A 16,718-nucleotide genomic window follows, 5' to 3' on the forward strand; every position below is an offset into this window, starting at 1 on the left:
CTCTGCGTAAAGCCGGGCCGGGGATAGATTCTTTCGTGACCCCGCACGGGGCAGAAGCTGGCGAGGACACATCCATGCACGACGAATCCGAGGCATCGCCGCCCGTCGGTTCGGCGCGGCTGATCACCACTCGGCGGCAGGTGTATTTCCTGCTCGCCCGGCCCACCACAGACACCGACATCCTGCCGTCGACCATCGGTGAACTCGATGTGTTCGATACCGAGGATCAGGCCCTCGACGCCCTCGACATCCACTACGCGTGGTGCGATGCGCGGCTGGACCGGACCGTCGTCTCCACCGCGCAGTGGTATCTGCAGAGCGCCGTGGTGGGGCCCCGGCTCACCCCCGCCCTCGGCGATGTCTACCTCGCCGCGTACGACGACGGCGGCGGACATCAGGCCGTCGCCGGCGGGTTCCTCACCGAGGGCGAACTGATCCACTGGTCGGCATTCGTGCGGGCGGTCGAACCGTTCATCCCGATCGCGATCGTCGGCCGCGAGTACAGCCTCGCCTATCGCGGCGACGCCACCACCCGGTTCGGGCAGTTGTGGTTCACCCCGATGCAGTCGCGGCGCGTGTATCCCAAACGCATCGTCGTCGACGAGGACGCCGACCGCATCAGCTGACCAGCCCGCCCGCGCCATCGCCTCCACGGCCTTCGACACCCACGACTGGTTCTTCCGGCTGACGGTGCCGACGGTACTGGTATCGCAACCGCACCCATCGAACGTGTCATCGACTGCTGGTGGTGGTGGTGGTGTCGCGAGAATCGAGCACAGTCCCGGAACGCGGACCCCTGGCCGGGACCGGTCAGCCGATGAGGTGGCGGAGCACCTGCCGCAGTTCGGCGTTGACGTCGTCGAGCGGGCGCACCGATTCCGCGGCCTTGCACATCGCTATCGCGCCCTCGACGGCGGCGATCACGAGGGTCGCGGCGCTGCGGGCCCGGTCGGGATCGGCGCCGTAGGCTTCGAGGACCTTGGCGATCACGTTCTGCCATGCCGTGAACGCGTCTGCGGCGATCGCCTTGAGTGTGGGGGAATCACTGTCACCGACGGTCGTCGCGAGGATGGGACACCCGCGCGTGTACTCGAATTCGGTCAATTGTGCCTTCCAGAAGGCGGTCAACTGATCGACGCACTGTTCGGGTGTGTGGCCGGCGGCGATCCCGGCGATGTACGAGGTCATCAGATCCGCGGCCGACTGTGTCGCGCGATCGACGATCTCCTCGCGGCCGCCGGGAAAGTGATGGTAGACCGAGCCGCGCGGCGCACCGCTGTCCCGGAGAACGCGGTCGATCGTCACGCTCCGCGGGCCTGACTCGCTCAGCAGTGCCACCGCGCTGGTCACCATTCGGTCCGGTGCGCGCGGTGTCCGGACGCCTGCTGTAGCAGCCATCATCACTCCTTCGAGGTCTGAGACGATGCCCGTCGTCGACGTCCCCTGCGGTAGAGGGTAGTCGAGGCCCTGAGCGACCCGAACGTCCTCGCCCCCAGGTATTCCGGTCCGGACCGATTGCATCCGACCCCGGCCGGCCACCGGGAGACGGCCGAGACCGTCGCCCTGACCAGGCTCAGTTGATCAGCCACTCCGACGCGAGGGCGCTCCACCCCATGCTGAAGCGCCCTCACGCTGTCGCCGCACCGACGAGTGCCGCGATCACCTCGTCGGGTTCGCGGTCACCGCACCGGTCCGGCCCGTGCCCGCGCGTCGGCCCACCGGACGCCGAAGGCACCCAACGCGACCGGCACCCGCACCGCCACGACCACGTCGCTCCCCGTCACCCGGCAGTCGATGACATCGGCGGGCGGTTGCTGCGCCCGCGCCAGATCGCGTGCCGCCGCGCACGAGTCCGGACCGCCCGCCACCTGTGCCGCGGCGGCCGCCAGCGCGGCGAGGTCGGCAGCCGACTGCGCCCGATGCCGTGCCACCACCGCGCCGCCGATATGAAGCACCGCCACCAGGACCGACGCGATCGCCGCTATCGCGAACGCCGCCAGGATCGTTGCGCCACCCCGCTCGTCGGCGACCAGACGCCTCACGGCTCGACCCCCGGAGCGAACTCGACCTGATCGGAACCGTCGGGCTCGGGCACCGCGACCGCCCGCGCCGACACCGTCAACCCGGGCAGGAACAGCGCCCGAGAACTCACGACCACCGTGACTCGCCGTCCCCCTTCGTCAACAGAGATATCGGCGTCGTCACCGGCGATCCGCGCACCGGCCTCTCGCGCACCGGCATCATCGGCCGCGGTCAACCGCGCCACCTCGCGGGCGGCGTCGGTGCACCTGATCTGCGTCACCATCCCCGACACCGCCCCGACGGCCAGGATCACCGTGAACACGATCGAGGCAATGGCATAGGCCGCCTCCACGGTCACCATGCCCTCGTCGTCGGAGAGCAGGTTGCGCGACACCTCAGCCCACCGAGGTGTTCAACGCCTTGTCGATGATCCCGGTCAACGCGCTCACGATGCTGTCACCGGTCACCACCGTGTACAGCAAAGCCCCGAACGCGGCGGCGGCGACCGTGCCGATCGCGTACTCCATTAGTGGTAATTAACACCATGCACCTCGACTGGCTGACCAGTGCGTTCGTGAACGCCAACGCACGGCCGATGTCTACTGGAAAGCCGCCCTCGTCGCCGACGACAGTCGGGCGAGACAACCCGACGGGACACTACTTGCATATGCAAGTAACACCGCCCTGCCATGAAAGGGTGACCGCCGGACGACGGCCTTCCTGTGACTCGCGTCCGCATCCGCCGGCCGAAGGCTGGCGGATGGCCGTTCTCCGGTTCCGCCGTGCCCCGCACTCCTGCCGCGCTGTACTTGGTGCATGGATGACGACGAACAGATGACCGAGGTCGAGATCGACAATATGTTCGAGCGGACGCAGCCGATTGGCAGCGCGATTAACGCCATCGCGCAGGCAGAGCTGGCCGTGGCCGCCATCGAAGAGACGCCGCCCGCGGTGCAGAGTCGCCTCGACCAGGTGCTCCGTGACGTGCTCGGCCGGCCTGGCGAATGATGCCCAACCGCTGACCAAGCGTCTACCCAACCGTAACGGGAACTCTGCTCCCGCATAGTCTGTTGCCGTATGGCCGAACGCAGAATCCACTGAGGTAAGGGGCGAGATTGACCGACGAATCCAACGTCCTTGACCAACTCATCTCGCGTGTCGACGACGATGGTCTGCGGTCTCGACTGGCCCACGAAGTAGACCTCCTGCGCGGTTCTCGCCGGTTCGGCCTGGTCTTCGATCGGCACCTACCCGAATCGGTGCGACTGCCTGACCATCCCATCCGCAAGGGCATCCGCGTCGCGCTGCGCGACGAGTCCTCGACCGAGACATGGGTCGTCGACCGTTTCACCGACCGCACCCGCGAGGTTGCGGTTCTGAGCGGTGGTGGCGGCGAGCGGCACGTCTCCGAGCTGATCGTCGTCCGGGAGTTCGGTGAGCCGATCTACCCGGGCCTGCGTTCAGTCGAACGAATCGAGAACGGCCCGGCCGACGCGCCGTGGCACGTCGTGATCAACGGCGAGAACTTTCACGCGCTGCAGGCGCTGCGGTCCACCCACCGCGGCAAGGTCGACCTGATCTACATCGATCCGCCCTACAACACAGGAAACGACGGCTGGATCTACAACGACCGGTACGTCGATCAGAACGACCGCGCCAAGTCGTCGAAGTGGTTGTCGTTCATGGAGCGACGACTGTTGATCGCATGGGAACTTCTGAAGCTGACCGGCGTCATCATCGTGGCCATCGGTGACGAGGAGCACCATCGTCTCCGGATGCTTCTGGACCAGATCTTTGGCGATCAGAATTTCCTGGCGGACATCACTTGGCAGGGCAGCGGAAAGAACGATGCACGCTATACGGCGGGTGGCGTCGACTACATGCTCGTGTTCGGCCGTGACGAAGCCTCCCTGGCAGCTTCAGGAATTCGTTGGAAGGAACGCAAGCCCGGACTCGATCGCGCGATCGAAGCGGCAACGATCGCCTGGTCCGAGTCGGGTCACGACCGAGAAATAGCGACTAAGCTCTACCGTTCGGCCCTTCGGTCGCTCCGCAGCGAACTTGAACCCTCGGTATTCCGATACGACCAAATCGATAGCCACGGCCGCGTGTTTCAGGCCGATAACCTAACGAGCCCAAATCGTCGACCGAACCTGATGTACCCCGTCTACCATCCAGTCACAGGACGCGCCGTGCCAGTGCCTGCGAACGGTTGGAGGTACTCAGCGGACGCGTTGGAACAGTTGGTCGCCGAAGGGCGGATCTTGTTCGGTGAGGATGAATCGACTACACCTAGGCTCAAACGGTTCCTCACCGACCAGCAGGACCGAGTTCCCTACCCAACGTTCACTGAACCGCGCATGCCCGGGTCGCGGCGTCTTGAAAGTGTCTTGGGAGATCGACGCTTCCCGAATCCGAAAGATGTAGAAGTCGTGCGTCGCTGGGTAGGGATTGTTTCGCGTCCTGACGCCGTTGTTTTGGACTTCTTCGGCGGTTCCGGAACGACGGCTGAGGCGGTCATGCAATTGAACAGTCAGGACGGCGGTACACGACAGGCGATCCTGGTCACCAACAACGAAATTGGCGCGACTGAGGCGAAAAAGCTCCGCAGGTCGGGTCTGCACCCAGGCGACCAGGATTGGGAGTCGCGCGGCGTATTCGAATACGTCTGCCGCCCTCGGATCTCCACCATCGTCACCGGCGAGCGCCCTGACGGCTCCGCCTACTCAGAGGGTCTTCCCGCGAACGTCGAGATGTTCGACCTCACCTACCTCGACCCGGGCATGGTGCGCCGAGGCCACGAGTTCGAATCGGTCGCCCCGCTGATGTGGCTCGAAGGCGGGGCACGTGGTCCGCGCATTGACGTGGTCCCCGAGGCTGGCTGGGCGCTGACGGAGTCCTACGGAGTGCTGTTTGACGCCGACGTCCTCGCCCCGTTCGCCGAGGCTGTCACCGAAGCCGCGATGAGCGGTGTCCCACCATCGGTGATTTTCGTGATCACCGATTCCGAGGCCGAGTACCAGCAGGCGGTCGAGCGGCTCCCGATCGGAGTCGAGACGGTCCAGCTGTACGAGGACTACCTGTCGAACTACACCATCAACATCGCTGGCGGTGCGCGGTGAAGTTCACCCTAGAGCCCTACCAGAGCACTGCGGTTGAGTCGGTGCTTACCGGGCTTGCTAAAGCCCGCGCCGGCTTCCTCGATGACGGCGAACGGACCGCTGTGGGGCTGACGGCCCCGACCGGCGCTGGGAAGACCGTCATCGCTACCGCGGTTCTCGAAGGCATCTACAAGGGCACGGCGACCCGCCCGCCGAACCCAGCCATGACGGTCCTGTGGATCACCGATGACCGTTCGCTCAACGCCCAGACGATCGCCAAGATCACGCAGGCTTCGGGCGGTGCGATCGACATCAACCGCATTCGGTTCCTCGGGGATACTGACCACCGAACGCTCGAACCTGGCTTCATCTACTTCGTCCACATCCAGGCAATGCAGAAGAACTCGACTCTGCACGCCGTCCGCCCCGACGGCACGAAGAACGACAAGCGCACCCACGGTGCGTGGGACATGATCGCCAACACCGTTCGCGAGCGCGGCGAGGACTTCCTGGTCATCTGGGACGAGGCGCACCGGGGCTCGGGCACGAAGAATACCGACCGTAAGTCGATCGCCGGGACGATCGTCGACGGCGGCACCACCAACATCGGCACCTCCCAGCCGCCGACACCAGTGGTGCTGGGTATCTCGGCGACACCGGATCGGTTCCTGGCCGCCATGAACGCCGCCAACCGCACGCCCCGCCTTGTCGAGGTCAAGGCGGGCGATGTCCGCGAGTCCGGTCTGCTCAAGGACCGAATCCTTCTCCGCAGCCTCGGCGAATCGCAGTCGGCGGACAACACCATGCTTGCCCTGGCCGTCGAGGACCTCAGGTCCTCCGATGAGGCTTGGCGCATCCACCACGAGACCACCGGTGACCGCCTCGTCGAACCGCTGCTGGTTGTCCAGGTCGAGCAGGGTCTGTCGCCAGCGAAGGAAGAAGCTCGGCTCGCCGAGATCCTAGCGGTCATGGAGTCGGCCTGGCCGGTGCTGTCTGACTACGCGGTTGCTCACGCGTTCGGCGACCACGGCCCCTACAAGGTGGGGGACAAGACGATCCGCTACCTGCCCCCCGAGGCGATCTCCGGCGACGACCAGGCGCGCGTGGTGCTCTTCAAGTCGGCGCTCACGACAGGCTGGGACTGCCCCCGGGCCGAGGTCATGATCTCGTTCCAAAATAAGGACAGCTACACCGAGATCGCCCAGCTTATTGGCCGACTGGTCCGTACCCCGCTGGCCAAGCGGGTCGACGGAGGCGACGACCGGCTCAACGAGGTCGCCGCGTACCTGCCGGGATTCCGCACGGAGCATGTCGCACGGGTCGTCAACGCGCTGACCGAGGACGAGACCGTCGAGGTCGACGTCGTCATCGCACCGGTCGTATGTGAGAAGTCGGCCGACGTTCCCGCCGAGCTGTTCGACCTGCTCGACACTCTGCCGTCTTTTACCCGGCAGCGAACGTCGTTCAGCTCCCGCACCGCGCAGTTGATGCGTCTGGCCGCTGCCCTGACCGAGCACGGCCTGGTCAAGCAGGGCTCGGCCAAGGCCAAGCAGTGGATCGTCGACCAGATGCGGGCGGCCGACGGGCAGCGTGGCAACGAGATCGACGCGAAGGTCGACGACATCATGTCGCTCACGATCAGCACCACGATGGTCGCCTATGGCGAGGCGATCATGCAGAGCGAGGGCAGGTCCGACACCCAGACCAACGAGCGTGACCTGGAGAGCTACTTCGGCAAGGCCAAGCGACTGCTCCCGGACGGCTCGGCCAACTGGTACTACAACGACCTGTGCGACCGCGGCGAGGACGACATCGACGCCTCGGCCCGCCTGGTCGCGATGGCCGACCTCGGCTTCAAGGCGGTCGTCGAGGAGCAGGCCGCCGCCCTCATCGACGATTGGCGCAAGCAGCACGCTGCCAAGGTGTCGGCTAAGCCGCGGCATGTCCGGGAGCAGATCGAGCCACTCTGGCACCTCGGTGGCACCCCGATGCTGCCGACGACCGTCGAGGTCCGCGACGCCTACCCCGCAGCGACGGAGAAGGTGCGCGGCAAGATCGTCGAGACGATCGACACCTATCCCTCGCACATCTATGGCATCCCCGACGGCAAGCCCCGCGCCGGCGGGTTCCCGGTTGATACCTCTCGGTCTTCTTGGGAGGCCGAGGTGCTGGCCGCCGAACTCACATCCGAAACGCTCGTCGGCTGGTACCGCAACCCATCTTCAGGCAGGCACGCACTGGCGGTCCCGTACGAGTTCGGCGATAAGGACCAGCTCATGCACCCGGACTTCCTGTTCTGGCATGACGACGGAGAGGGGGAGTACGTCATGGACATCGTCGACCCGCACCGCTTCGATCTTGCCGACACCTCAGCCAAATGGTCGGCGCTCTCGCGTTACGCCCAGGACCACGCCGATCGTGTCCGTCGGTGCCTCGCCATCGCGAGGATTGGTGGTTCGCTGCGCGCGCTCGACCTCACGGTCTCGGGTATCGATGAGCGTATCGCCGAGGCGACCAACCAAAACCTGATCGCAGCGATCTTCGACGCCGAAGGCATATCGTATCCGTGAGACGCACACCGTATGTCCGTGGTGACTGACAGAATGTCCGCGTGAAGACGTACTCACTCGAAGCTGGCGACGACCACGTCCAGAAGCTCGCTCATGAGAACGACCCCGTCAAGGCCGTGATCGAACTGGTCTGGAACAGCCTCGACGCCGACGCGCACCGCGTCGACGTAATCCTGCACCGGAGTCAGACAGATGTTGTCGTCGGTGTCGAGGTCAACGACGACGGGCACGGGATGGCGCCCGAGGAGATCTCGGCAGCATTCAGATTTGTCGGCAACTCGTGGAAGCGGACGGCGTTGCGCAGCCGGGACGAGAGTCGGCCCCTCCACGGGAAGTTCGGCCAGGGTCGACTGCGTGCCTTCGCGCTGGGCACGAAGGTCACCTGGGACACCGTCGGCGACAGCACCGACGGCAAGCGTCTGCGATCGGTCGTCACTGCCCGCTCGGGTGACCGGAACCACGTCGAGGTGTCCGACGCGGTCGAGACCGATGCAGACACCGGAACCAAGTTCGCTGCGGAGGGCAAGGAAGCGATCGACCCGCTCGACAAGGACGCCGCCGCGGAGCGACTCGGCACAACCCTGGCGCCGTACTTGATCGCCCACGACAGTGTCGAGGTCGTCTACGACGGCCAGCGAATCCTGCCTGCGGAGAACATCGCGCGGGACACGGAGCTGCCGCTGGAATGGGAGCACGGCGGCACGGTCCGCCACGCCAAGCTGCGCGTAATCGAGTGGAAGAAGCCAGCCGGTCGCGAGATACACCTCTGCGATGCCAGTTCAGTCGTGGTCGACACGCTCGACTCGGCCCCCGGACCGGACTTCTCGTACTCGGCCTACCTGCTGTGGGACGAGATGCCCGAGCACCAAGGGCAGTGGCCTCTTGCCAAGATGGAAAGCACGCCCACCGTGCTGGGCACCACGCTCGCCGAACTCGACCAGGTGCTGGCCGACTACCTGGACGCGCGGCGTGACGAGCGGCGTCGCGAACTCGTCGACGAATGGAAGACCGCCAAGGTCTATCCCTACAAAGGGGAACCGGTCTCGACCGAGGAGGAGGTCGAGCGCGCGGCGTTCGACGTCGTCGCGACCTCGATCAACCGGTACATCCCGAAGGAGGGCAAGCGCAAGCAACGGCTCACACTCGGTCTGCTCAAGGATTCGCTACAGCAGCGACCCGGTGACGTGACTGAGCTGCTCGACCAATACGTCGGACTTCCCGCCGAAGAGCGCGAGCACCTCGACCGACTGCTCAACAGCACTGGACTGTCCCGAGTCATCCGGGCATCGACCGATGTCACGAACCGGCTGGAGTTCCTCGCCGCTCTGCAGCTAATGGTCTTCGACCCGGAGAAGCACAAGCTGGTCGGCGAGCGCGAACACCTGCACAAGATCCTCGAGCGCGAACTGTGGGTGTTCGGCGAGCAATACAACTTCATGGTCAGCGAGCGGGGTCTGACCGCAGCTCTGGATCGCCACCGCGAGTTGCTCGGCATGGATCGATCCGACAGGACGCCGGTGAAGCGACTGGACGGTAGCGTCGGCCGGCTCGACCTGCTCTTGTCGGCCGTGGCGACCGAACACGACCGCAACCGGCACCTGGTCGTTGAACTGAAGGCGCCGAGGGTCCGTGCAGGACAGACCGAGCTCAACCAGATCGAGTCCTACGCTATGGCGGTCGCTTCAGACGCCCGGTTCGCCGACGCCACTACCGAGTGGGACTTCTGGCTGGTCACCAGTGAGGTCGACTCAGTCGTCCGGCAGAAGTCGAACCAGCGGGGCTGGGAACGCGGACTCGCATTTGCCCCTGACGACCTGCCCGAGGCCCCTGGTGCCACGGTCCGCGTCTGGGTGCGCACCTGGGGGCAGATCATCGACGAGGCCAAGCATCGGCTCGACTACTTCCAGAAGAGCCTCCAGCACGACCCCTCGCTGGACGAGGCGAAAGAGTACCTGCGCAGGCAACACAGCGACGTCATCCCAGAAGGGCTGATCGAAGACATCGACGCCCCTGCCTAATCCCGGGTTCGGCTAGTGAACCACTTCGACCGTCTCGCCGTCACTCATCTCCCCGTCGAACAGCAGGCCGGACGATTGGTCGGCGTAGAGGACACGGATTCCCCGGCCCCGCACCTCGTCGTCCACGTGCTCGACCACCATGACCACCGACTCGGAGGCCCCAAAGGCGATCGCCAGTCGGTTCCCCTCGTTCGCGAGACTGAATCTGGTCAGTGGGGTCCGGTTCGCCATGTCGACGATCCTAGAAGACTGGACGGTGCCGACCTCTGGGCGGACCGATTTGGGCGTCCGTAAGCCGGTCGTTCACTGAGACAGCCGAACGCTGCCGCTGCGGCTGGCGAATCCGCAGGGCTTACAGTCTCATTCGGCCCGTGCAGAGGTGCGTCTCGGGTGACGTCCAGTATTCGAGCGTTCGCGAGATCAGAGCAGTGTGCCCTGTTCAGGCTGGCCTTTGACATGATCGAGCGCGACACCGAGCTCCGTTCTTGAGGTTACTGACTCAGCGCCAGCCTCGATGAGGATGCGGTTCCCGATGGGCGTCTCATCCCCGAAGTTGAGCGCAAATACTGGCCGGCCTCGCTTGAGTGCGTCTCGTCCGGCTGCGAGAGTGCCGCCCTTCTCACCAGCCTCGATCACTACCAGCGCTTTGCCCAGCCCGAAGATCACGTGGTTGCGGGCCATCGCTGCGTACGCTGCCCATGGCTGGTCTGGGCGGAACTGAGAGACGACGAGTATTCGGCCCGGATCGAAGCTCTCCTTGAACTCTCGTTTGACGCGGAAAGCGTCGATTCCTTCGGCTAGGACGATCACGGTGCGGCCGCCGCGGTCCAGAGCGGCGAGATGCGTCGCCGTATCCACTCCTTTCGCGTAGCCGGAGACCACCGTCAGTCCTCGATCGCTCACCTCTTCGCCGCACGCGCGCGCGGCCTTTAGTCCCAGTGGGCTTACGCGCCGTGATCCGCACAGCCCTGCGCCGTCCGCGGTTAGTAGCGACAGGTCGCCTTTGCAGAAGAGAGTCGGGACGGCAGGTCGACCCCTGACTACCAACGAATCGGGGAAGGCGTCGTCCCCGGCGTTGATTGCCTTGATACCCCGGGACTGGAGATCCTCGACTTTTCGTGCCAACGAGTCGCGCACTTCCTTCGGAAGAGTTCTCCAGGCGTCTCGAAGCGGTTCTGGGTCAGGATCGGCCAGCGCACGAGTCACTTTCGCGGGCGTGCGGAACACTTCGAACGCGACTAGCGCCCGGAGCGTTCCCTCAACAGACATTCGTTCAGTTCCTCATCGTTCTCGCGCCGACCAGCCCATAGACTGCGTGAGCCCCCGCTAGCTTGGCAACCCGGGCCACTTCCGTGCAGGTCGCGCCGGTATGCCAGACATCGTCGACGATCACGCACGGGCCGTCCAGCATCGTCGGCGAGGAGAAGAGGCCTCTGACATCGAGGCTCGGGTCCGCTTTCCGCGGTGCACGGGCGGGACCGATCGTTTGGATCAGTTGTTTGTGGGTCGCCTCCGCGACCAGATGCGCCACCCTCTCGCCGGTACTGTTGCCAGTGCCCGAGGAACCCGGAACGCTCAGAAGGTACGGTGCGTCCCTGTATGCCGGATGCCGCTCGATCGCGGCTGCCAGGCGCGCAGCGAGTGCCTCGCGGGCCTGCTTCTGCTTGCCAGGCGAGTAGGTGAAGTACTTCGCCTGGTGGATCAGCTGCCCCACTTCAGTGTTCGCCCACTGGTCTGCGGGAACGTCCTCATCGATCGTTTTGTAGCGGTCCAACGCCAGCACCAGGTCGAACGGCGCCGGGGCAGGCAGGCACAACCCTGTTTCAAGTAGCGACACCAATCCTGCGAGGCCGTCCGGGAACCCGCTGCGGAACTCCAGGCACCTGTTGTACTCGGGTCTGCTCGCCGGAACCGCCACCGTTCTGTACTTCGAGTCGAAGCACGCCGCGATATGGGTGAGGGGCAATTGCGGGGTCTTCAGATAGAGGCGACGCCACCGGTCGCCGTCGTCGGCTGGCTTCGCACGCCAGGAACTCTCGATCCGGCACGGTCGAGCCGGCGGGTGGAACTCGGATAGGTACATGAACGGGCAACCCTTGAAGTAACCGAAGTGAGTTTCAAAGCGTACCGCCAGTTCGCCCGTCTGCACGCGATGCCGGCACGCTCTGGCGCGGCCTATCTTCGAACGCGTTCTCGATCCGCTGGAGTACTCCCAGTGGAACAGTGCGTCAGCACCGCAAATTGCGTCTCAATAGGGTCGGTAGAGGCATTTATGGACATCTGTCACATAATCCCTTAGACTCATAGCGACAGATACGGAGTGCCGCGACGGACGCGGACGACGACAGGAGACGCCCCATGCCGAACGCAACCACCGCATTCGATCGCGACATCGACGTCGTCCAGCATGTTCCCTCGGTCCCGCTGCACATCGTCGAGCACGACGGCCAACGCAGCAGGACGATCCGGCCCCGCGGCCCGCACCGCCATATCGTCGTCACCGAGATGAAGTGACCGGCCAGCGCGTCGGCTATGTCCGGGTGTCCACCGCCGAGCAGAACGAAGTTCGCCAGCTCGACGGTGTCGCCGTCGACAAGACTTTTGCCGACAAGGCCTCCGGCCGCACCAGGGACCGCCCAAAGCTCGACGAGATGATCGCCTACGTCCGCGAGGGCGACACCGTCCTCGTCCACTCGCTCGACCGCCTTGCACGCAACGTCACCGACCTGCAAGCCATCATCGCCGAGCTGAACGCCAAGGGCGTGCGCGTCGAGATCACCACGCAAGGCTTGGTGTTCACCGGTGACGACAACCCGATGACCAAGCTGCTGCTGCAAATGTTGGGTGCCGTCGCGGAGTTCGAGCTGGCGACCATCCGGGAGCGCCAGGCAGAGGGCATCGCCAAGGCCAAGGCGGCCGGAAAGTACAAGGGTCGCAAGGCTGCGCTCACCGCCGAACAGGCGCGGGAGATCTCCCGCCGTCACGCCGGCGGTGCGGGTGAGGGGATCACGGCCCTGGCCAGGGAGTTCGGCGTCTCTCGGCAGACTGTCTACCGCTATCTGGCCGAGGTTCGATAGACGCGACGGCGTAGCCGTCCACGAGAGCCTCCTCGACCGATCACCGTCGAGGAGGCTTCTCTCATGTCCACACCACACGCGTCCCCAGCAACAACCACCGCAACGCGCTCCGGTTCCCGCGTCGTCGTCACGCGTACCGACGACGTGATCGCCGGTGCCGAGCCGATCATCGCCGTAATGGCCGACAGCGCCGACATCATGGCCTTCACGCCGGCCGCCGCCGGCGACCTGTCCGCGATGCTCGCCCGTGCCGCAACAGACACGATCGCCGTGCAGATCAAGGTGACGAACAGCTACCCGGACGCCTCGTTCGAACACGTCTATGACATCACCGCGCCTGCACCGCGCGATGACGAGTACCCCGACGATTGGGCGTATGACCACCTGTACGAGTACACGGGTGAGGGACCTGAGTACGCCAGCACTCCCGCTGCCTACGAGGTCGAGATCCTCAGTGCGCCAGCGCTTTTCGAGCACTTTATCGGTCTGAAAGTGGATTCCTACGGGTGAGCGACGGCGAAGCCGTCGACGACCGCTTCCTCGAACGATCACATCGAGGGAGGGGACCACCCATGACCACTGTTCTCTGCGATCCCTGGATCGAGCGACACATCAGCGCAGGACGCCTGTCACCGGGAGCCCGCGGCATGAGCCGTGAGGATGCGGCCAGCCAGTACAACGAGTGCAACGGCTTGGTTCGGTCGGATGAGGACTTCCTCTACACGCCCACGCAGGCCGCGACCACTGTCCGAGAACTGCTCAGCGACATCGGCATCGAAATCCACGCCGACGCTCGCATCCTGCTCACCGACGGCGACGGCGGGCAGCGGTGTTGGACCTTCCTCGTCGAGCCGAGCCAACTCGAATACGCCTGCGAGCAGCACCGGTACATCACCGGCGAGAGCATCAACGCCGACGCATTGGAAGGGGCGCTGCCGTGGGGATGAAACCGTCCGTAGCCATCACCGAACCCGACCGTCCCAGGGCGTGGATCGGTTCCCTCGCCGCGTACAACGGCTCGCACGACGGCGTGCCGCGCCTGATCGGCGAGTGGTACGACGCGACCGACGCCGGCGAGGTCACCGTCGCCGACCTGCACGCGGGCACCGGTGTCCCGTTCGACGCCGACGACGAGCTGTGGGTCATGGACCTCGACGGTGTGTGGCCGGTCCGCACAGAGATGGACCCGAGTACCGCGGCCGAGTGGGGCGCACTGTACGAGGAGGTCACGCCGACTCTCTGGCCGGCGTTCTGCGCGCTGGCCAGGGCAGAGAGCGTCGACGACCCGCGTGAGGTGGACGTGCAGCGCTTCATCGAGCGCTACTGCGGCGAGTGGGAGTCGTGGCGGGACTACGTCGAGAACCTCGTCGAAGACTTGTCGCTGTTCGACGCGCTGCCTGCGGACCTGCGCACCTACATCGACCTCGACCGGTACGGCCGGGACTTGCGGTACGACTACACCGTCGTGGACACCGGCGACGGCGGTGTGTTCGTCTTCCGGGAGGCGTGATGGTCACCCTCGACGACGCCCTGGATCTGCTTCCCGAAGCCTGGCACGACGACATCGCCGACGACTCGGCTGGTCAAGGCTGCACGCTCGGCTACACCGCCGCAGCCGACGGCCTGCGGACCGAGACGATCGAGCGAGTACAGCGGATCTTCGCCGAGCGCGAGGGCGACGCTGACTGGCAGGCGCTGGGCGCCAGCCAGCAGCTCGATGAAGTGTTCCCGTCCTACAACGGCATCGGAAGCTGGGATCTACTCGACGAGCTGGGGATCACCACGGTCTACGTCCTTCGTCCCGACTGACTCCGCGGGCTGGCCGCTGCGCGAGCCGGCCCCCAGGTCATTCACCTATACGACACAGGACTTGCAGGGTGTGTGAGCTACGTCTCATATCTTGACATGACCTGCTACCCTCTTAGACGTATAGATAGGCCACCGCGGGAGCGATCTGCCCAGCTCATCGCCTATTTTCTGTCACAAACCCCTGGTACCAATGAACGCGTCGTCCTGATGGGCGGCGCGTTTTCTTTTGCGCTGTGCGACGATGCCTATGTCGCAGTAGTGCACCATAAGTCGGACGCGACAGATCGACCATGATTCGCACAGCAAGGAGGACCGCATGACCATGACAAGATGGGCCCGTGCCCGCACCAGACGCCATGATCCCGCAGCGAGAGTTGCTCGCGCGGCCCGTGCGTCGTGAGGCCGTCGGCGCCGCCCTGCGAGCGGCCCGCATCGCCGCGGGTCTCAACAAGCAGCAGGCGGCAGCGGCCAGTGGGCTGAGCCGACATTCGTTGATGCGCTTGGAAGCGGGCACGGGGAGCCTGAATCTCGACAGGCTTTGGTCTCTGGCCAGGGCTTATCGCACTACGCCGTCTGCGATTCTCGCCGCAGCCGAGGCCGACGAGGCCGCCGCCGAGACCCTGCGGCCCTAATCAGGCTACTCCGCACCACCGCTCACTCGCACGACGTCGACACCCTCGACGTTCGCACCCGTGCGCGGGTGCCCACCACACCACCTGACACCACCACCAGGGAACCACCACCATGAAAACTCGCATCATCACTGCTCTGACCGCGCTGTTCGTCGCCGTCGCCGCTCTGGCCGGCACCACCGTGACCGCTCCCGAAGCCTCTGCCCGCGTCACGTCGGGCAAGTACACCTGGACCACCGTGAAGACGATCAACGGTGCGCGCGGATCGTTCCCGGTCACCATCCGCGGGAACATCCTGACCCTCGACATCCCCGGCGTCATCATCGGCGCGTCCAAGCACGCTCGTATACACCGGACCCGCACCGGCGGGTTCTTCGACTACGGCGGCAACCGGTACGTGCTGCGCAAGTCTGGCAGTAAGTACGTCGGCGATGAGCTGTGGCTGACCATCAACGGCGCAGTCGTGGGCCGCACGAGCCTCACGCCGCGCCGCTGACCGCACCCCCGACTCGAAGGAGCTTCCCCGTGTCTGACCTCGACCTCTACCTCATTCACAACCTCGACCGTCGCGCTCCGTCGCCCGATCTTGCCGCGCAGCTGACCAGTCAGCTCAACGCTGCCGCCGACCCTGTCGCTCGCCAACGGCTCGACACCGCCCGCGCCGTCCTCGGAGATCCGCAGCGCAGGCAGGCCTACGACGCACAACTGGCCGACCCCGCCGCACCGCCGATCACCGAGCAGACGCTCGCGGCCCTGACGGGTCGTTCTGCGCCCGTGCAGGCCAAGTCGTCTGCCTTCGCCCGGCCACGCGTCCTGGCTGCACTCGCAGCCTTCCTCGGCGTCCTGCTGATCGTCGTCGTCTCGGCCGTCGCGTGCAGTGGGAGCGACGATGACAGCGACAACCGCACCCGCGACGCGGCTACACCCGGCACGCCGTCGACCCTGACCACGGAGCAGAAGAAGTCTGCGGTGGTCTACAACGCCGAGTACCGCTCGGAAGATGTCTCATTCGTACCCGGTGCGTCGATTCGAGTCGACGCCAGACTCGACCTGGAGAGCACCGCTCGCAAGCTCGGATGGACCGGCACCGACTTCGGCTCGAAGGGCGATACCGACTTGACGATCAGGCGTATCAAATCGTCTGCGGACCTTGAGCTGTCCTGGTGCGAGCCGATGTATGCGGGCAGGAAGAACATTCAATGCTTCGTCATCACCGTGTCTCCCGACCTGCGTCTCCTCAGCGATGCCGTGACCTCGCAGTCGGAACTCAGCACGCGTCTATCGAAGGAGACGAAGGTCAACGGTGCGGCCACCTACCTGCGCGTGCCCAGCGGTGGTCAGTGGCCCACCGACGCCGTCACGGTCAAGAACGGTGATACCAAACTGTCGGCCCCGGCGCTCGTGTCCGGTGCGAATGCAGGCACCGGCTACTTCGTCGTCCCGGGGTCGTTCGAGATCTATCGTGGGACGGCCGTCTGGGACTAGGTAG

At 65.2% G+C, this 16,718-nt stretch carries 21 protein-coding genes; 14 read left to right on the forward strand and 7 right to left on the reverse strand.

The features are described from left to right. Window positions 1-74: 74 nt before the first annotated feature. On the forward strand, window positions 75-626 hold the full coding sequence (locus GII31_RS20220) for a hypothetical protein (RefSeq protein ID WP_213245129.1): 552 nt from the start codon (window positions 75-77) through the stop codon (window positions 624-626). A 184-nt stretch (window positions 627-810) separates the two neighbouring features. Here GII31_RS20220 and GII31_RS20225 read toward each other — a convergent pair whose 3' ends face one another. From GII31_RS20225 to GII31_RS20240, 4 genes are all read right to left on the reverse strand, one after another. Then, the gene (locus GII31_RS20225; protein ID WP_213245130.1) at window positions 811-1,398 is read right to left on the reverse strand and encodes a TetR/AcrR family transcriptional regulator; all 588 of its coding nucleotides are present in this window, start codon (window positions 1,396-1,398) and stop codon (window positions 811-813) included. 281 nt (window positions 1,399-1,679) lie between these two features. Next, entirely contained in the window at window positions 1,680-2,042 is a 363-nt protein-coding gene (locus GII31_RS20230) for an Rv3654c family TadE-like protein (protein ID WP_213245131.1), read from the reverse strand. Next, on the reverse strand, window positions 2,039-2,383 hold the full coding sequence (locus tag GII31_RS20235) for a TadE family type IV pilus minor pilin (protein ID WP_213250799.1): 345 nt from the start codon (window positions 2,381-2,383) through the stop codon (window positions 2,039-2,041). Before GII31_RS20235 ends, GII31_RS20230 begins: the two co-directional genes overlap by 4 nt. Window positions 2,384-2,417: 34 nt before the next feature. After that, on the reverse strand, window positions 2,418-2,549 hold the full coding sequence (locus GII31_RS20240) for a DUF4244 domain-containing protein (protein WP_260840137.1): 132 nt from the start codon (window positions 2,547-2,549) through the stop codon (window positions 2,418-2,420). A gap of 289 nt (window positions 2,550-2,838) precedes the next feature. On the opposite strand from GII31_RS20240, the gene GII31_RS20245 reads away from it, so the two are divergent. The 4 genes from GII31_RS20245 (at window position 2,839) to GII31_RS20260 (ending at window position 9,711) form a co-directional block, all read left to right on the forward strand. Next, window positions 2,839-3,030 carry a hypothetical protein gene (locus GII31_RS20245; RefSeq protein ID WP_260840138.1) on the forward strand — a complete coding sequence of 64 codons (192 nt, stop codon included), beginning with the start codon at window positions 2,839-2,841 and terminating at the stop codon, window positions 3,028-3,030. 107 nt (window positions 3,031-3,137) lie between these two features. Then, on the forward strand, window positions 3,138-5,144 hold the full coding sequence (locus GII31_RS20250; RefSeq protein WP_260840139.1) for a site-specific DNA-methyltransferase: 2,007 nt from the start codon (window positions 3,138-3,140) through the stop codon (window positions 5,142-5,144). Continuing rightward, on the forward strand, window positions 5,141-7,693 hold the full coding sequence (locus tag GII31_RS20255) for a DEAD/DEAH box helicase (protein ID WP_260840140.1): 2,553 nt from the start codon (window positions 5,141-5,143) through the stop codon (window positions 7,691-7,693). Before GII31_RS20250 ends, GII31_RS20255 begins: the two co-directional genes overlap by 4 nt. Window positions 7,694-7,734: 41 nt before the next feature. Continuing rightward, entirely contained in the window at window positions 7,735-9,711 is a 1,977-nt protein-coding gene (locus GII31_RS20260) for an ATP-binding protein (RefSeq protein ID WP_260840141.1), read from the forward strand. Window positions 9,712-9,723: 12 nt separating this feature from the next. Here the strand turns inward: GII31_RS20260 and GII31_RS20265 are convergent, their stop codons facing one another. The 3 genes from GII31_RS20265 to GII31_RS20275 all read right to left on the reverse strand — a co-directional run bounded on the left by GII31_RS20265 (window position 9,724) and on the right by GII31_RS20275 (window position 11,860). Then, window positions 9,724-9,942, reverse strand: coding sequence for a hypothetical protein (locus GII31_RS20265; RefSeq protein WP_260840142.1), 219 nt, complete (start codon window positions 9,940-9,942; stop codon window positions 9,724-9,726). Window positions 9,943-10,131: 189 nt separating this feature from the next. Then, window positions 10,132-10,980 (reverse strand): DNA-protecting protein DprA, encoded by an 849-nt coding sequence (locus tag GII31_RS20270; protein WP_260840143.1) that lies wholly within the window; start codon window positions 10,978-10,980, stop codon window positions 10,132-10,134. Window positions 10,981-10,984: 4 nt separating this feature from the next. Continuing rightward, the gene (locus GII31_RS20275; protein WP_260840144.1) at window positions 10,985-11,860 is read right to left on the reverse strand and encodes a phosphoribosyltransferase; all 876 of its coding nucleotides are present in this window, start codon (window positions 11,858-11,860) and stop codon (window positions 10,985-10,987) included. A 209-nt stretch (window positions 11,861-12,069) separates the two neighbouring features. Here GII31_RS20275 and GII31_RS20280 point away from each other — a divergent pair, with 209 nt between their 5' ends. From GII31_RS20280 to GII31_RS20320, 9 genes are all read left to right on the forward strand, one after another. Beyond that, window positions 12,070-12,225 (forward strand): hypothetical protein, encoded by a 156-nt coding sequence (locus GII31_RS20280; RefSeq protein WP_161896074.1) that lies wholly within the window; start codon window positions 12,070-12,072, stop codon window positions 12,223-12,225. Beyond that, window positions 12,222-12,788, forward strand: a complete 567-nt coding sequence (locus GII31_RS20285; protein WP_260840145.1) for a recombinase family protein — start codon at window positions 12,222-12,224, stop codon at window positions 12,786-12,788. The genes GII31_RS20280 and GII31_RS20285 overlap by 4 nt, the downstream gene beginning before the upstream one ends. Before the next feature lie 63 nt (window positions 12,789-12,851). Continuing rightward, window positions 12,852-13,298 (forward strand): hypothetical protein, encoded by a 447-nt coding sequence (locus GII31_RS20290; protein ID WP_260840146.1) that lies wholly within the window; start codon window positions 12,852-12,854, stop codon window positions 13,296-13,298. Between the two features lie 62 nt (window positions 13,299-13,360). Continuing rightward, a complete protein-coding gene (locus tag GII31_RS20295; RefSeq protein WP_260840147.1) occupies window positions 13,361-13,735 on the forward strand; it encodes a hypothetical protein in 375 nt (124 codons plus the stop codon). Beyond that, entirely contained in the window at window positions 13,732-14,298 is a 567-nt protein-coding gene (locus GII31_RS20300) for an antirestriction protein ArdA (protein ID WP_260840148.1), read from the forward strand. Before GII31_RS20295 ends, GII31_RS20300 begins: the two co-directional genes overlap by 4 nt. Next, complete coding sequence (locus GII31_RS20305; protein ID WP_260840149.1) at window positions 14,298-14,597, forward strand: hypothetical protein; 300 nt, start codon at window positions 14,298-14,300, stop codon at window positions 14,595-14,597. Before GII31_RS20300 ends, GII31_RS20305 begins: the two co-directional genes overlap by 1 nt. A gap of 338 nt (window positions 14,598-14,935) precedes the next feature. Next, window positions 14,936-15,229 carry a helix-turn-helix domain-containing protein gene (locus GII31_RS20310; protein WP_260840150.1) on the forward strand — a complete coding sequence of 98 codons (294 nt, stop codon included), beginning with the start codon at window positions 14,936-14,938 and terminating at the stop codon, window positions 15,227-15,229. Window positions 15,230-15,341: 112 nt separating this feature from the next. Continuing rightward, window positions 15,342-15,725, forward strand: coding sequence for a hypothetical protein (locus GII31_RS20315; protein ID WP_260840151.1), 384 nt, complete (start codon window positions 15,342-15,344; stop codon window positions 15,723-15,725). Between the two features lie 29 nt (window positions 15,726-15,754). Next, a complete protein-coding gene (locus GII31_RS20320) occupies window positions 15,755-16,714 on the forward strand; it encodes a hypothetical protein (RefSeq protein WP_260840152.1) in 960 nt (319 codons plus the stop codon). Window positions 16,715-16,718 lie beyond the last annotated feature (4 nt).

Source organism: Gordonia pseudamarae (assembly GCF_025273675.1).
Lineage (GTDB): Bacteria > Actinomycetota > Actinomycetes > Mycobacteriales > Mycobacteriaceae > Gordonia > Gordonia pseudamarae.

What these genes read in the sequence shown, in the direction of transcription:
- GII31_RS20220 (WP_213245129.1), top strand. Translation starts at nt 75, where the DNA reads ATGCACGACGAATCCGAGGCATCGCCGCCCGTCGGTTCGGCGCGGCTG.
- GII31_RS20225 (WP_213245130.1), bottom strand. Translation starts at nt 1,398, where the DNA reads ATGGCTGCTACAGCAGGCGTCCGGACACCGCGCGCACCGGACCGAATG.
- GII31_RS20235 (WP_213250799.1), bottom strand. Translation starts at nt 2,383, where the DNA reads ATGGTGACCGTGGAGGCGGCCTATGCCATTGCCTCGATCGTGTTCACG.
- GII31_RS20240 (WP_260840137.1), bottom strand. Translation starts at nt 2,549, where the DNA reads ATGGAGTACGCGATCGGCACGGTCGCCGCCGCCGCGTTCGGGGCTTTG.
- GII31_RS20245 (WP_260840138.1), top strand. Translation starts at nt 2,839, where the DNA reads ATGGATGACGACGAACAGATGACCGAGGTCGAGATCGACAATATGTTC.
- GII31_RS20265 (WP_260840142.1), bottom strand. Translation starts at nt 9,942, where the DNA reads ATGGCGAACCGGACCCCACTGACCAGATTCAGTCTCGCGAACGAGGGG.
- GII31_RS20270 (WP_260840143.1), bottom strand. Translation starts at nt 10,980, where the DNA reads ATGTCTGTTGAGGGAACGCTCCGGGCGCTAGTCGCGTTCGAAGTGTTC.
- GII31_RS20280 (WP_161896074.1), top strand. Translation starts at nt 12,070, where the DNA reads ATGCCGAACGCAACCACCGCATTCGATCGCGACATCGACGTCGTCCAG.
- GII31_RS20290 (WP_260840146.1), top strand. Translation starts at nt 12,852, where the DNA reads ATGTCCACACCACACGCGTCCCCAGCAACAACCACCGCAACGCGCTCC.
- GII31_RS20295 (WP_260840147.1), top strand. Translation starts at nt 13,361, where the DNA reads ATGACCACTGTTCTCTGCGATCCCTGGATCGAGCGACACATCAGCGCA.
- GII31_RS20300 (WP_260840148.1), top strand. Translation starts at nt 13,732, where the DNA reads ATGAAACCGTCCGTAGCCATCACCGAACCCGACCGTCCCAGGGCGTGG.
- GII31_RS20305 (WP_260840149.1), top strand. Translation starts at nt 14,298, where the DNA reads ATGGTCACCCTCGACGACGCCCTGGATCTGCTTCCCGAAGCCTGGCAC.
- GII31_RS20315 (WP_260840151.1), top strand. Translation starts at nt 15,342, where the DNA reads ATGAAAACTCGCATCATCACTGCTCTGACCGCGCTGTTCGTCGCCGTC.